This window comes from Salinimicrobium oceani (assembly GCF_012037645.1).
On record NZ_JAAVJR010001591.1, the window covers coordinates 1 to 289 of the forward strand.

The 289-nt window shown below is 56.7% G+C and carries 1 protein-coding gene; it reads left to right on the forward strand.

The window, feature by feature from the left end:
* Positions 1-211: hypothetical protein (locus tag HC175_RS23200; RefSeq protein ID WP_168140101.1), on the forward strand; the 211-nt coding region annotated here is incomplete at its 5' end.
* Positions 212-289: the final 78 nt, after the last annotated feature.

The following is a 289-nucleotide window of genomic DNA, read 5'->3' on the forward strand; positions in this document are numbered from 1 at the left end:
AGTGGCCAACTTCGCATTGTTCCTGTTTGGCGGTCAGGGGAGTCTGGCGCCGGAAGGGATGAAGGCGGCGGTGGAGGAGCGGTACGTAGAGCCACTTCTGCATGTCGTGACCCGGCTGGAGGGAGAGGCGGGAACTGGAGATACGAAGGATGCGGAGGAAGCGATGCAGCTTGCGGTGTTGAAAGACACGCTGAAGATGGTATGGCAGTGAAAAAGGGGGCCAAAGTGCGCGTTCTATGACTTGATGACAATTTGGGAAGCATGTAGGAAATCGGCGGTGAGCTTTGCT